This is a genomic window from Streptococcus sp. HMSC076H09 (genome assembly GCF_001811765.1).
Taxonomy (GTDB): Bacteria; Bacillota; Bacilli; order Lactobacillales; family Streptococcaceae; genus Streptococcus; species Streptococcus agalactiae.
The window spans coordinates 191,498-205,689 of record NZ_KV806604.1 but is presented as its reverse complement, the minus strand read 5'-3'; the positions used below and the strand labels follow the sequence as shown (position 1 = coordinate 205,689).

At 34.7% G+C, this 14,192-nt stretch carries 15 protein-coding genes; 4 read left to right on the top strand and 11 right to left on the bottom strand.

Annotation, left to right across the window (positions count from 1 at the left end; translation table 11 throughout):
- Positions 1 to 51: 51 nt before the first annotated feature.
- Positions 52 to 957 (top strand): LysR family transcriptional regulator, encoded by a 906-nt coding sequence (locus tag HMPREF2818_RS06165; protein WP_000795897.1) that lies wholly within the window; start codon positions 52 to 54, stop codon positions 955 to 957.
- A gap of 60 nt (positions 958 to 1,017) precedes the next feature.
- Positions 1,018 to 1,371: a DUF3397 domain-containing protein gene (locus tag HMPREF2818_RS06160; protein ID WP_000639447.1), complete on the top strand. Its 354-nt coding sequence runs from the start codon at positions 1,018 to 1,020 to the stop codon at positions 1,369 to 1,371.
- Between the two features lie 28 nt (positions 1,372 to 1,399).
- On the opposite strand, the gene pabB is transcribed toward HMPREF2818_RS06160, so the two are convergent.
- Together pabB and HMPREF2818_RS06150 are read right to left on the bottom strand one after the other, a co-directional pair.
- A complete protein-coding gene (pabB, locus tag HMPREF2818_RS06155; protein WP_000546843.1) occupies positions 1,400 to 3,115 on the bottom strand; it encodes an aminodeoxychorismate synthase component I in 1,716 nt (571 codons plus the stop codon).
- Positions 3,116 to 3,196: 81 nt separating this feature from the next.
- Positions 3,197 to 5,644, bottom strand: coding sequence for a DNA translocase FtsK (locus HMPREF2818_RS06150; RefSeq protein ID WP_000231582.1), 2,448 nt, complete (start codon positions 5,642 to 5,644; stop codon positions 3,197 to 3,199).
- A gap of 165 nt (positions 5,645 to 5,809) precedes the next feature.
- Here HMPREF2818_RS06150 and HMPREF2818_RS06145 point away from each other — a divergent pair, with 165 nt between their 5' ends.
- Positions 5,810 to 6,613, top strand: a complete 804-nt coding sequence (locus tag HMPREF2818_RS06145; protein ID WP_000721132.1) for a peptidylprolyl isomerase — start codon at positions 5,810 to 5,812, stop codon at positions 6,611 to 6,613.
- A gap of 51 nt (positions 6,614 to 6,664) precedes the next feature.
- On the opposite strand, the gene HMPREF2818_RS06140 is transcribed toward HMPREF2818_RS06145, so the two are convergent.
- The 3 genes from HMPREF2818_RS06140 to HMPREF2818_RS06130 form a co-directional block, all read right to left on the bottom strand.
- Positions 6,665 to 7,498: a metal ABC transporter permease gene (locus HMPREF2818_RS06140; protein ID WP_000494347.1), complete on the bottom strand. Its 834-nt coding sequence runs from the start codon at positions 7,496 to 7,498 to the stop codon at positions 6,665 to 6,667.
- A gap of 1 nt (position 7,499) precedes the next feature.
- Positions 7,500 to 8,216 (bottom strand): metal ABC transporter ATP-binding protein, encoded by a 717-nt coding sequence (locus tag HMPREF2818_RS06135; protein ID WP_000587174.1) that lies wholly within the window; start codon positions 8,214 to 8,216, stop codon positions 7,500 to 7,502.
- 170 nt (positions 8,217 to 8,386) lie between these two features.
- Positions 8,387 to 9,313: a metal ABC transporter substrate-binding protein gene (locus HMPREF2818_RS06130; RefSeq protein WP_000759089.1), complete on the bottom strand. Its 927-nt coding sequence runs from the start codon at positions 9,311 to 9,313 to the stop codon at positions 8,387 to 8,389.
- Positions 9,314 to 9,479: 166 nt separating this feature from the next.
- Here HMPREF2818_RS06130 and HMPREF2818_RS06125 point away from each other — a divergent pair, with 166 nt between their 5' ends.
- The gene (locus HMPREF2818_RS06125) at positions 9,480 to 10,127 is read left to right on the top strand and encodes a metal-dependent transcriptional regulator (RefSeq protein WP_000188493.1); all 648 of its coding nucleotides are present in this window, start codon (positions 9,480 to 9,482) and stop codon (positions 10,125 to 10,127) included.
- A gap of 39 nt (positions 10,128 to 10,166) precedes the next feature.
- Here the strand turns inward: HMPREF2818_RS06125 and HMPREF2818_RS06120 are convergent, their stop codons facing one another.
- The 6 genes from HMPREF2818_RS06120 to HMPREF2818_RS06095 form a co-directional block, all read right to left on the bottom strand.
- Positions 10,167 to 10,856 (bottom strand): 5'-methylthioadenosine/adenosylhomocysteine nucleosidase, encoded by a 690-nt coding sequence (locus tag HMPREF2818_RS06120; RefSeq protein ID WP_000689758.1) that lies wholly within the window; start codon positions 10,854 to 10,856, stop codon positions 10,167 to 10,169.
- A 9-nt stretch (positions 10,857 to 10,865) separates the two neighbouring features.
- On the bottom strand, positions 10,866 to 11,135 hold the full coding sequence (gene macP / locus HMPREF2818_RS06115) for a cell wall synthase accessory phosphoprotein MacP (RefSeq protein ID WP_000517852.1): 270 nt from the start codon (positions 11,133 to 11,135) through the stop codon (positions 10,866 to 10,868).
- Positions 11,135 to 11,689 carry an NUDIX domain-containing protein gene (locus HMPREF2818_RS06110; protein WP_000344991.1) on the bottom strand — a complete coding sequence of 185 codons (555 nt, stop codon included), beginning with the start codon at positions 11,687 to 11,689 and terminating at the stop codon, positions 11,135 to 11,137. Before HMPREF2818_RS06110 ends, macP begins: the two co-directional genes overlap by 1 nt.
- Before the next feature lie 20 nt (positions 11,690 to 11,709).
- Entirely contained in the window at positions 11,710 to 13,089 is a 1,380-nt protein-coding gene (glmU, locus tag HMPREF2818_RS06105) for a bifunctional UDP-N-acetylglucosamine diphosphorylase/glucosamine-1-phosphate N-acetyltransferase GlmU (protein ID WP_000073774.1), read from the bottom strand.
- A gap of 243 nt (positions 13,090 to 13,332) precedes the next feature.
- Positions 13,333 to 13,746 (bottom strand): VOC family protein, encoded by a 414-nt coding sequence (locus tag HMPREF2818_RS06100; RefSeq protein WP_000237569.1) that lies wholly within the window; start codon positions 13,744 to 13,746, stop codon positions 13,333 to 13,335.
- A 12-nt stretch (positions 13,747 to 13,758) separates the two neighbouring features.
- On the bottom strand, positions 13,759 to 14,136 hold the full coding sequence (locus HMPREF2818_RS06095; protein WP_000625774.1) for a VOC family protein: 378 nt from the start codon (positions 14,134 to 14,136) through the stop codon (positions 13,759 to 13,761).
- Positions 14,137 to 14,192 lie beyond the last annotated feature (56 nt).

Below are 14,192 nucleotides of genomic sequence, written 5' to 3'. Positions count from 1 at the left end.
ACGTATCATAACTTATTATTAATCTAAGGATATCAAACTGGTTATAAAGTCTTGAAAAATCAACAAAAATTAATGTATCTAGAGAGTATCGAACTATACTCAAACATCACTAAAGCCGCTGCACACCTTTTTATTTCTCAACCTTACCTAAGCAAAGTGATCAAGCAATTAGAAAATGAGTTAAAAATAAAACTCATCCAGAGCCAAGGGCACCAAACCTTTTTAACTTATGCTGGACAGAGATATCTATTCTACCTAAAAGAAATTGATATGATTGAGCGTCAAATGGCCAAAGAACTATATCTCATCCGTTCTGATAAAAAAGGAGAAATCACACTTGGGATTAACTCTGGCTTAGCAAGTTCTATTCTGGCAAATGTACTTCCAAAATTTAACTTGGAGCACCCAGAAATTTCTGTCAAATTACTCGAAAACAATCAAAATATTTCTGAACAATTGGTAGCGAGTGGTGATATTGACCTAGCTGTTGGGATGGCTCCTATCGTTTATAAAGATGGAATTGCATCAACCACTATTTACCGCGACGAATTGTTTTTAATGATACCTACCACCAGCCAACTCTACAACGCTGAAAAACGTGGACAGATTATTCCTTTTGAATATCCTATTTCAGTTCTAGACAATGAACCTCTTATCCTAACACCATTAGAGTACGGAATTGGCAAAACAATTGCACAATTCTATGAGCTTCATCACATGTCATTAAATCAGATGATTACAACTAGTACCGTTCCTACAGCAGCTAGCCTATCTTTGTCAGGGATGGGAGCAACATTTGTTCCACAAACTCTCATTCATCGCTATTTGGATAAAGAGTGCAATGTCTACCATTTTCATAAAAATAAGTTATTTTCAGAGTACATTATGATTTATAAAAAAGATGTTGAATTATCTGGAATTGCTCTCCTACTTTATAAAGCTTTTTTAACCAAGTAGTTTCGCTAATTCTATTGAAAATCAGTTTACATCTTACCAAAATCGGTATAAAATAGACCTATGATATACAAAATTATTGCTTCTTTATTTCTTGTTTTAATCCCTATATTTTCACAGGTTCTTGTCAAAATATTTAAACTTAAAAAATTTAACATTATGTTTCCAGATGTTGCTTTTCCTATTTTTGTTTTTTTAATTCCATTAATATCATCTAGTCTGTTAAAACAAAATCTTTTACCTTACTATCTGATTCTCATTTCATTACTGGCAATCGGAATTACAATAAAGCTTCTACGAACAAAGACTCTTTTTTCTTATAAACGTTTTTTAAAATTATTTTGGAGATCTGGCTTTATTCTAACTTTCCTTTTTTACCTAGGATTATTGGTTATCATCTTTATCAAAGTACAATAAAAAGAGTTGGATAAATTTCCAGCTCTTTTTACTTTAGGTTTAGAGGATAAAGCCCTCTAACAGCATTACAGGCGTATACAGCATCGGCTGATTCTAAATCTTTTAAAGTTAGTGGTGCTTCAATTACTTTTTGGTTTTCAAGGAGATGACGACGATAAATCCCATTCAACCCTCCTTCTGATAAATCTGGGGTTAAAAACCTTCCATTTTTTTCTAAAACAATATTCCCAATACTTGTTTCCAATAGCAACCCCTCAGGAGATACAAATATCTTTTCATTCTGACCTTCAATAATATGTGGGCGATAAGAAGTTTTAAAATAAGTAAACGGGGATAATTTAATAGGGTAGTCTTGTACGACCACCTCTGCCGTTAAAAACTTTTTTGATAAATTCACTAGTTGTTTTACCTCAAACGTTACCTTACCAGTTTTATCAAGCATTATTTTCAAGCGGTAATCCTTCTCATCTAGCTGATGAAGGTATTTTTTCAGTTCCCTTTCGAATTTACTTTTATCAAAAGGATAAGCAAAATAAGACGCTGATTCAACTAATCTCTCGACATGTTGTTGAGAGAAAAGAAGTTTATTTTCAGTCACTCTTCCTGTAGTTATTAATTGAAATTTTGGATTGACACGTGTTAAAACAGCTGATTTTTGACGGGTTTCTTCATATTCAGAATCTGTCTGGCTCTCCCACGTAATACCTCCACCAACGCCGTAATAGGCTTGTTGACCTTTCATTTGTACTGTGCGAATAGGAACGTTAAAAATAGCTTGTCCGTCTGGCATACAAAGTCCTATCGTCCCACAATAAATACCTCTTGGGCGTTTTTCCAACTCATTAATAATAGCCATTGTTGATATCTTAGGAGCTCCAGTGATAGATCCACAAGGATATAGAGCTTGAAAAATAGACGTAAGTGTCACTTCTGGCGATAAAACTCCTTCAATAGTTGATGTCATTTGCCACACAGTTGCATACTGCTCCACTTGACATAGTTTTTTTACCTTAACTGTTCCAACATCACAGATACGGCCCATATCGTTTCTTAATAAATCAACAATCATCATATTTTCAGAACGATTTTTGGGATCATTTGCCAACCAATCTCGCTCCGCCACATCTTCTTGATAAGTAGGCTTTCTAGCGCTTGTTCCCTTCATTGGTCTAGTTGTTAAGACTTCACCCTTCTTCTTAAAGAACAATTCCGGGCTTACAGATAAAATCCTTTTATCATCGTAGGCAATATAAGCATTATATCCTGCTCCTTGTTCTACCATTAGGCGTTCATAAACGCTAAAGGGATCCAAGCATAATTGTTGGCTAAGCTCTAGTGTATAATTTACTTGATAAGTATTTCCTTGTCTAATTTGTCCTTTAATATTGGCAATTGCCTCTTGATATTCTTGCTCAGAAACATTAGCAGTCCAATTATCTGCTAATCTAACATTTTCATAACTTAAAGGAAAAGCTTCGTTCTCACAATCTTTATGTACTGTAAAATAAGCTAGATGTTCTCCAGCCAACTTCTGATGAGAAACTTTAAAATGTGAATCAAAAGCAGCAGATGCTTCATAAGATAAATAACCAACAACATAATAATTCTTAGATTGATAATAATCAACTTCTTTTATCACTTCTAAGACTTGTTCTAAAGTATCAGCTATTAATTCTTTTGTAGGATTTTTAAAACGATATCTTTTTCCTAATTCTTTGAAATCAATGACAGTCTCAATATGCATTCGTAACCTTCTTCTTCATCTATTTGCTTCATTATAACATAAAAAACTAATCCGACAATTTCTTGTCAGATTAGTTTTTTCTTATTCACTCGGAGTTGGAGTCATTAAAACTTTTCGTGGCTTGGTTCCTTCTGCTGGACCAATAACCCCCGCTGCTTCTAACTCTTCCATTAGTCTTGTTGCTCTATTGAAACCAACAGACAATCGGCGTTGAATCATTGAGGCACTTGCTTTTTGCGTCTCTAAAACGAGTCCCTTGGCTTCTTCAAAAAGAGGATCACTTTCAGGTACTCCGCCACCACCAGAGCCGTTATCTGTTTCAGATACTTCTCCAGGATCAAAGGCATCATCATAGTCAGCCTCGGCTTGGTCTTTGATAAAACCAACGATCCTTTCAACATCATCATCTGAAATAAAGGAACCTTGTAGTCGTACTGGATGATTCTCATCAATAGGCTTAAAGAGCATGTCACCCCGTCCCAAGAGCTTTTCAGCACCATTTTCATCAAGGATCGTACGGCTATCAGTACCACTTGAAACAGCAAATGCAATACGCGACGGAACATTTGCTTTAATCAAACCAGAAATAACATCTACGGATGGACGTTGAGTTGCAAGAATCATATGGATACCTGCAGCACGTGCTTTTTGCCCCAAACGAATAATAGCATCTTCAACTTCTTTACTAGCAACCATCATCAAGTCAGCTAATTCATCTACAATGACAACGATTAAAGGCAAAGGTATTTGTTTTTGCTCAGAGGAAGCATTAAACTCTTCAACCTTTGTATTATAGCCTGCTATATTACGCACACCAATTTTGCTAAATAACTCGTATCGATTTTCCATTTCATCAACAACTTTTTGGAGTGCCTTGCTTGCTTTACGCGGATTGGTTACAACAGGGATTAATAAATGTGGAATATCATTATAAACAGATAATTCAACCATTTTGGGGTCAATCATCATAAACTTAACTTGATCTGGACGTGCCTTCATCAAAATACTTGAAATAATTCCATTAACTGCCACAGATTTACCTGAACCAGTTGAACCAGCTACCAAAAGATGCGGCATTCTAGCTAAGTTAAAACTGCGAGCATTGCCGTTAACAGCTTTTCCTAGTGGTACTTCTAAAAGGTTTTCAGGATTGGCATCAGATTGTTCCCAAAGTTCGCGGAAAGAAACCGTTGCAATTTCTGAGTTAGGAACTTCAATACCTATTAATGATTTTCCAGGAATTGGTGCTTCTATACGAACATCTTTTGCCGCAAGAGCAAGAGCTAGGTCGTCAGATAGATTTGAAATACGATTCACACGAACTCCAACTGCTGGTTTAATTTCATATTTAGTAACCGATGGTCCAATTTCAGCACGTTCTACTTTTACATCGATACCAAAACTTCTAAATGTTTCTTCTAAAACTCTGATATTCTTTCGGACTAAATCCTTTTCTTTGGATTGATTTTTAGGCTTATCTGGTGCAAATAAATCTATCGTTGGTAATTTATAAACCAGTGTCGTTTTAGGTGTAAAGTCGACATTTTCTATATCACTATCATCTACATCATCATCTAAATCATAAACCATTTCCTCGTCATTTTCTCTCATATTAAGAAGCGGCGAATCATAGTCTTCTAAATAAATTGTCGGCTCTACTGGTAAAGGATCATTTTGAGGCGATGTCTCATAAGCAAGGATCTCTGGCTCAAATACCGGAGTTGATGTTTCACTTACCTCAGGTGGTAGCGCATCATCCAAATTGTCCTCAGCTTGATCCTCTAGAATCTCACCCGTTTCAGGGTCTACATTAACCGAAGCTAAATAAGCTTCTTCTTCAGCTTTTTGACGCTCTATGCGCTCTTGTTCAGCGATTGCTTTTTTCATCTCTCGCTTAGCAAAACGCTCCTTTTTATTTTGCTCGTGCTTCTCTGCCACTTTATTTTTAAAAGCTCTAATAAATTCGACGATGTCATAAACTTCCAGAGAACTCATTAAAAAGAGACCCAAAATGATGAAGAGAACACCAATCATATAGGCACCAATATTAGAAAAGAGAAAAGCAATTGGCTTGTAAATCAAAGCACCCAACATACCTCCACCGGCAAAAACAGTGATTTTAAATTGCATTAAATCAGATACAATTAATCGAGCAGTTGAACGCAAAATTTCTTTATCTTTCAAAATAGGCATCGAGAAAAGGTAAGCATGCCACTCAATCAATAATCCTAAAGAAGCTATCAAAAAACCTGCTACTAAGCCATCTTTCTTTCGCAACCATTTAAAGAAATAAAGGTAGATTAAAGTTGCCGCAATAAATAAGTAAGCCAAGCTACCTACCATAAAACGGATAACATTGTAGACTGTAATACCAAAAATACCTAATCTGATAATACCAAAGAAGAGAATAATTGTTAAAACAAGAGCAGTAATCATCCTTTGAATAGCTCTTTGACGCTCTATTTCTACCTTAGTAGGTCTTCTGGTTTTCTTTCCTTTTGTTTTTTTCTTATTTGCCATAAATACCATATTTCAAGTGAAATACTTGTTCCTCACTTTCTCTATCAACTCATGCTATACTATTCTATCATAATTTCAACAAGTCCCCCAATAGGTTTACTATTTACTTTTATAAATTATTTAAAAATTTATGATAAAATATAATCATCTTAATAACTTAATCAAGGAGTATGTATGAAAAAAATTATTTATCTTGGTTTAGCCTGTGTCAGCATATTAACTTTAAGTGGTTGCGAGTCAATTGAGCGTTCTCTAAAAGGAGACCGTTATGTTGACCAAAAACTAGCTGAAAACTCTTCAAAGGAAGCTACTGAACAACTAAACAAAGAAACTAAGCAAGCCTTAAAAGCTGATAAAAAAGCTTTTCCTCAATTGGACAAGGCTGTTGCCAAAAACGAGGCACAAGTGCTTATAAAAACCTCTAAAGGTGATATAAATATCAAGTTATTTCCAAAATATGCTCCTTTAGCTGTTGAAAATTTTCTAACACATGCAAAAGAAGGATACTATAATGGGTTAAGTTTCCACAGAGTTATCAAAGATTTTATGATACAATCTGGTGACCCTAATGGAGACGGAACCGGTGGAAAATCTATATGGAATGGCAAAGATAAAAAGAAAGATTCTGGAAATGGTTTTGTTAATGAAATATCCCCTTACCTCTACAATATCAGGGGAAGTTTAGCAATGGCAAATGCTGGAGCTGACACTAATGGCAGCCAATTCTTTATCAATCAAAGCCAGCAAGATCATTCCAAACAACTGTCAGATAAAAAAGTTCCTAAGGTGATTATTAAAGCCTATTCAGAGGGAGGAAATCCAAGTTTAGATGGTGGTTATACCGTCTTTGGACAAGTAATCTCTGGCATGGAAACTGTGGATAAAATTGCTTCGGTAGAAGTTACAAAATCAGATCAACCAAAAGAAAAAATTACTATTACAAGTATCAAAGTTATTAAAGGCTACAAATTTAAATAATTCTATCAAAAATGAGACTAGAACATTTTCTAGTCTCATTTTTTAACAACACTATTGTTTCTTTTTAAACAAACTTTGTTTAGGAGAAAATAGGAAAGCAAGTAAAAACATAAAAGTAGATGTTAAAACAATACTTGATCCTGCGGCAATATTAAATGTATAACCGATATATAACCCCAGAACAGATGCTACTGCTCCTAATGCAGATGATAAAAACAACATTGTTCTGAGACTTTTAACATAAAGATATGCTGTTGCAGCTGGTGTAATTAAAAGTGCTACGATCAATATTGTTCCCACACTCTGCATAGCTGTTACTGCAACTAATGTTAACAAAATCATCAATAAATAATGATAAAAAGAAACTCTCATTCCCATTGATTTTGCTAAAACAGGATCAAAAGAAGTCAATAATAATTCTTTAAAGAAGATAGTAATCAGAGTCAGTACAATTAATCCCACAATAATAGTCATATATTTATCACTATCTTGTACTGCCAAAATATTCCCAAAAAGAATATGAAAGAGGTCAGTTGTACTATTAGCAAGTCCAATTAAAATGATACCTAAGGCTAAAAAGGACGAAAAAGTAATTCCAATAGCAGTATCTCCTTTTATGACACTATTTTCTTTAATATAAGTAATGATAATCGAAGACAACAAACCAAAGACAATAGCACCTATAAAAAAGTTAATCCCTAAAATAAAAGATATAGCAACACCTGGTAGAACAGCGTGAGAAATAGCATCACCCATCAAAGACATTGAGCGCAAGATAATAAAACAGCCTACTGCACCCGCTACAATACCAATCACAATTGCAGTTATAAAAGCATTTTGCAAAAAATGATAAGTCAATAAGCCTTCAAAAAATTTCGTAAACATTCTAGTCTCCTTGTCCTAACAAAATAGCATCACCGTAAGCAGCACTTAAATTCTCACGGGTAAATGCCTGATCTATTGGTCCACAAGCAATTAGATGACGGTTCAAAATAATTACTTGATCAAAATAATGATCAACTTTACTCAAATCGTGATGGACGACTAAAATTAATTTTCCGGCCTTACTTAATTTTTTTAGTAAATTAACTATGATTTGTTCACTAATGGAATCAATCCCTACAAACGGCTCATCTAAAAAAATGTAATCCGCTTCTTGAACGAGACATCTTGCCATAAGCATACGTTGAAATTGTCCACCTGATAAGGCATTAATTGGTCTATTTTCAAACCCTCTCAAACCAACTTGATCAATCACTCGGGATACTTTTTCCCAGTCAGTTTTTGATAGTCGCTTGAAGAGGCCTCGTTCCTTATATAATCCTAAAGAAACGCATTCTCCAACAGTTATAGGGAATTGGTAATCAATATTAGTTTTTTGTTCAACATATGCTACTCTCCCCATTAAAGGTAGCAAATCTCCCCCAATCCCTGATTCTCCAGTAGAATCAACCAAACCAAGAAGAGCTTTCATAAGCGTAGATTTCCCCGCCCCATTAGGCCCTAAAATACCAATGATTCCGGAGCCTTCTAAGCGTAAATTAATATCTTCTAGCACTAAATTATTATCATAACTTACGCTTAAGTGTTTACTAATAATCATTTTTCCTCCAAAAGTAGAATGGAGCTGGTTATAAAACCAGACTCCACTTCTCTGTATTTATTAAAGCTAAGTCAGTTTTTAGATTAGGATTTCGACATTGTTACAACTCAGCCTTAAGCGAGAATACTACATCATTGATTTCATTATGATTTCAATGTCGATTCTCACTCTTATTTTGCTAAACCTTCTGCAATCTTATCAAGATTCCATTTCATCATAGCGTAGTAGCTGTCACCCTTTTGACCTTTTTTAGCAATTGAGTCTGTGAAGATTTCTGCGTAAATTGGGATACCTGATTCTCTTGAAACAGATTTCATAGGACGCTTGTCAACACTTGATTCAACGAATAAAGCTGAAGGTCTTACTTGTTTTAATTTCTTAACTAAGCTAGTAATTTGATCTGGTGTACCTTCTTCTTCAGTGTTAATTTCCCAGATGTATGCTGATGGAACTCCATAAGCTTTTGAGAAATATTTAAAGCAACCTTCACTAGTAACAATTAATTTTTTATTAGCTGGAATGGCATTAAATTTAGATTTTGCTTCTTTATCCAATTTTTCTAATTTAGCTACATAAGCATCTCTGTTTTTCTCATAAGTAGCTTTGTTTTTTGGATCTTTAGCAATTAATTGCTTAGCAATATTTTTTGAGTAAATAATACCATTTTCAAGGTTCAACCAAGCATGTGGGTCTTCTTTACCTTTTCCGCTTTGACCATTTAGATAAATAACATCAACTCCATCGCTAACCGCAAAGTAATCTTTGTTTTCTTTCTTCTTAGCGTTCTTTATTAATTTTGTAAACCAAGCATTACCGCCTGTTTCAAGATTAATTCCGTTGTAAAAAACAAGGTCTGCTTGAGTTGTTTTTTCAACGTCTGCTGGTAATGGCTCATATTCATGAGGATCTTTACCAACAGGTACAATACTATGTAAGTCGATTTTGTTACCGGCTATATTTTTTGTTATATCTGCCAAAATAGAGTTGGTTACAACTACTTTTAATTTTTCGTTTTTGGCTTGATCCTGCTTGTTAGCACAGGCACCTAAGCCTAAAAATGCTACAAAACATGATACAATAACTAACCACTTTTTCATCAAAATGCTCCTTTTAAAATTAATATAAGTTATGTATTAAATTAAGTTAACTTAATTTTGATATTAGCATAACCTATTATAAAGTATTTGTCAAATACTTTTTCAGTATTTTTTGATATAATGGTCTTAGAAAAATAGATTTTAAGAAGTATAAGAAAGACTGAATATGACTCCAAATAAAGAAGATTACCTAAAATGCATTCATGAATTAGGTGAAAAAAACAACAAAATTTCCAATAAGAAAATCGCTGAAATGATGCAAGTCTCGGCTCCTGCCGTGTCAGAAATGATTAAAAAAATGATAAGTGAACAGCTGATTGTTAAAGATAAAGATTTAGGATATTATCTTACTAAACAAGGTTTATTAGTTGTTTCTGACCTTTACCGTAAACATCGTCTAGTAGAGGTATTTTTAGTTAACCATTTGCACTATACTGCTGATGATATTCATAAAGAAGCGGAAGTTTTAGAACATACTGTATCAACAACTTTTGTTGATCAATTAGAGAAGTTGTTAGACTTTCCACAATTTTGTCCACACGGTGGGACTATTCCTAAAAAGGGAGAGTTTTTAGTAGAAATTAACCAAATGACATTGGACCAAATTAGTCAGCTTGGCACGTATGTTATCAGTCGTGTTCATGATGATTTTCAGCTACTGAAATACCTCGAACAACACCGTTTGCATATCAACGATACCATTGAATTGACACAAATTGACCCTTATGCAAAAACCTATCACATCATCTATAACGATGAAAATCTAACAATCCCTGAGCGTATCGCAAGTCAAATATATGTATCTGCTACATAAATAAAAAAGCCCGTGTATCTAATGAATACACGGACTTTTTTATAATGCTTTCAAAAATGCCATTAATACTTGGGCTGAGCGTTTACCAGCTTCAATGATAAATTCATCAAATGTGATATTGGCATCATGAGCTGCAGTATCACTCATAGCACGTACCACCACAAAGGGCTTTCCTGTAGCTTGAGCAGCTTGGGCAATTGCTGCACCTTCCATCTCGACAGCTAAAACCTGTGGAAAATGCCCCTTAATAACATCAATCTTTTCCTGGCCAGCAATAAAACTATCCCCAGTTGCAATTAAACCAATTTTACTAGTCATTTCTTCTTTAGATAAAACTGCTTCAAAAGTAGAAACAAAAGTCTTATCCGAATGAAAATAAAGTGGCTGCATTGACATTTGTCCATAGTCATAACCAAAGGCGGTTAAATCTACATCGTGATAAACTAATGTATCTGCGACAACGACGTCTCCTACATTCAATCCTGTTGCTACTGCACCAGCTGATCCTGTATTAATAATAGCATCAACTTTAAAGCTTTCTACTAAAATAGCAACACTCATCGCTGACATGACTTTCCCAACACCAGACTGTACTAAAACAAGCTCATGTTCACCATAACGTCCACTGTAATATACATTTGATAATACTGTTTCTTGAGATTTATCCTCAAGATTTTCCACAAGGAGTTTTAACTCTTCCTCCATGGCTGCAATAATTCCAATTTTCATGATATTTCCTTATAATTTAAAAATTGCATAAAACAAGAGAGCCAACAAAATAAGCAAAATGAATAAAACTAAATTCAACTTACGTTGAAATTCATTTCGTTTTGCATTCTCAATCCGGCGACTCTTGTAGATATGTTTACCGTTCTCGTCAGTTAGTTGCTCCATGCCATCTTCTGTAGAAATAATTTTAGTTTCTTGATCTAAGATTGTTTGACCTGAAACTTTTTCACCTCGATTTGAACGTTCAATCATATCATCTGTTAACAATGGTTTTCCCATTAAGAATGACCTCCCATTTTTAAACCGTAATATTGTAAAGCAATGATCGTTTTCGCATCTTGAATCATGCCTTTTTCTACCATTTGCATACAATCCTCATAACTTAACTCTAGAAGCTCAAGGACCTCATCATCATCTTGTGGCCTAGGATTTTCAACTTTTTGTAAATCAGTAGCTAGATAGAGGACGATTTTCTCATTACAAAAACCAATAGCAGTGTAGAAACTATAAAGAATTTCAAGATTCCCTGTGTAGCCAGTCTCTTCTTCTAATTCCCGAAGGGCAGCTTCTTCCTTAGAACCTGACTCACCCGTCTCAAGTTTCCCTGCTGGAATTTCGTAAGAAATACCTTCAATAGCCTTACGATACTGTTTCACTAAAACAATTTTATGCTCAGGAGTTACCGCCAAAGTAGCAACAGCTCCTCCATGAAAAACAAGTTCACGTTTGGATTGTCCCAATCCATTTGGCAACTCTACATCATCAACAGCTACTTTGATAATTTGTCCATCAAAAACAGTTTGACGATTGATTGTTTTTTCTTCAAAATCCATAAGAACCTCCCAAATAAGTGTTACTTTTGTGAAGGATGATGTGGTTTTTTATTGGCATATCCTTCTTTATTGACTTGACGTCCTCTTCCAATAGCTATGCTATCAATTGGAACATTATCTGTGATGGTAGATCCAGCTGCTGTTAAAGCATTATCACCAATTTCAAGTGGTGCAATCAGAGTAGAATTACTTCCGATAAAGACATTACTTCCGATTTCTGTTTTAAATTTATTTTGTCCATCATAATTGACAGTAATCGTCCCTGCGCCAAAGTTAACATCACAACCTACCTCTGCATTGCCGATATAAGTTAAATGACCTGCCTTCGTATTCTCTCCTATTTGAGAACCCTTTACTTCAACGAAATTACCAATATGAACACCTTTTGCAAGACTTGTTCCTGGTCTAATATGCGCATAAGGGCCTACGGTTACTCCATCAGAAATAATGGATTCTTCAACCATCGAATTAGTGATGGTAACATCATTTCCGACTTGAGCATCTACTAAATAACTACCATTGGTTAATAAAGTACCTTTACCAATCTTCGTCTGTCCTTTTAAAGTCACATTGGGCTCAATTACAGATTCTTCTCCAATCTCAACATCAATATCAATATAAGCGGAATCAGGATTAACCACTGTGACCCCATTAACCATATGTTGACGTGCAATGCGCTGACGCATCACTTTTTCAGCAGTTGCAAGTGCTACACGATCATTAACTCCTAGACTTTCGTCAAAGTCACGAAGTTTATAGGCACCTACCTTTTTACCCGCTTCTTTGAAAATTCCAATAACATCAGTTAGATAATACTCTCCTTGAGCGTTATTTGTATTAATGTCTTTAAGTGCTTCAAATAGACTTTGATTATCAAAAACATAAGTTCCAGTATTAATTTCTTTAACCTGCTGCTCAAAGTCATTAGCATCCTTTTGTTCTACAATTTTAGTAACTTCATCATCTGAATTACGGATAATACGACCATATCCAAATGGATTTGCAGCATCGGCTGTTAAGATTGTTGCAACGTTTTTATGATTGACATGAAAATCAATTAAGTTTTTTAAACTTTCTCCAGTAATCAGGGGTGTATCACCTGCAATAACTAGTGTATGTCCTTTTGATGTCGCTAATTCTTCTTCCGCCATCATTACAGCATGGCCAGTTCCTAGCTGTTCTGTTTGCATTACAAACTCTGATTTGTCACCTAAAACATCACGTACAAGCTCCGCCTTATGTCCAATAACAGTAACAATTTTACTTGGCTCAATAGCTTGCACACTACGGAAAACATGCTCAAGCATGGTAATACCAGATACTTTATGCATAACTTTTGGTAAATCAGATTTCATGCGAGTTCCCTTACCCGCAGCTAAAATAATGGCATAATTTGACATATTAATTCCTCTATCTCTGAATATAATTCAACCTATTATATCATAATGCCTTCAACTTATCACTAATACCCCTTTAAATCCCTATTACAATAGACTTTAGCTAAAATAGCTTACTTCAATTAGGAATAAAATAGCTACCTTTTGGTAGCTATTCAATACATGAAATCCGTTAATTTTTTCTTCTCTGTTTGCAATCAGTATTTTTATAAATCTATCATTGCAATGCTCAGATGGTAAAAACGATTAGTTTAACTCTGTTGAAATTTGCCACATCACACCAAATTGGTCTACTAAGTTTGCGTAAGCAGGACTCCAGAAAGTTTCTTGTAACTCTAACTGAACTTCTTGTGCACTCTTCTTTAATTTTTCATAAATTTCACGCGCCTCCTCTACGCTACCCACAATAATAGCGGCTGTAACATTTTTACCAGCTTGATACACGAAATCTGGATTTTCATCCGAGATTTGAAGACGAATGCCATCAAAAATAAGCTGAGCATTAATGATTAAATCCTTGCGGTCTTCAAGACAGTTGGGGTCCATCTCTTCCCATGTCATCATATTCACTAAATCCGCTTGAAAGACATCTTTATAAAAATCAACCGCTTGTCGCCCATTTCCATTTGTTACGATGTATGTTTCTAGTGCTTTAACCATAAGTTCTCCTTTTTATTTTACTTCACGGATTGCAAAGTAATTATTGTCATTATCGGAAAAATTAAAAACTCTCATACTCCCCATATCAACAATAGGATTTGTCATAACCTCATTTGCTGTTAATTCTTGATATGTACTGTCAATATCAGTAGTTTCAAATAAAATAGAGGGAGTTGCTAAATCTAGCTCAGGACTCATTTGAGCTATAATTGCTTTGTCATGTAAGACGAAGCTAACTTCACTATCCAACTTCGGTGCAACTATATAGGTTACATAATCTCCTTGTGTCTGTTTTTCAACACGCTCAAAACCCACCTTGTTTTTCCAAAAATCTGCTGATGCTTCAACATTGCTAACGTAGAGCATTACCTGTCCAATTGATGAAATCATTTTATTATCTCACTTTCGGTTTTATTACTAATTAGTATAACATACAGTATTTAAAA